At 45.7% G+C, this 276-nt stretch carries 1 protein-coding gene; it reads right to left on the reverse strand.

Features of this window, described 5'->3' with window-relative positions; genetic code table 11:
- Positions 1-67: 67 nt before the first annotated feature.
- Positions 68-276: response regulator (locus tag A3735_RS09875; RefSeq protein ID WP_156499580.1), on the reverse strand; the 209-nt coding region annotated here is incomplete at its 5' end.

The raw sequence follows: 276 nt of genomic DNA on the forward strand, positions 1-276 counted from the left end.
GAACGTGCCTTTGTAAGGCACAATCCGATATGACACCGATCTTAGGTCTCGCTTCCGGCACATTCATTTAGCCAATGAACCGCTCAATATTTTCCAGTAAATCATGTTCCTGGAAAGGCTTACCAAGATATTCATTCACACCGATAGAAAGTGCCCGTTCTTTGTGCTTTTGGCCGGTTCGGGAGGTAATCATGATGATTGGCACATCTTTCAAGCGTTCGTCATGCCGTACCAGTGTTGCAACCTCAAAACCGTCCATACGTGGCATTTCGATAT

The sequence above is a fragment of the Oleiphilus sp. HI0061 genome (assembly GCF_001635675.1).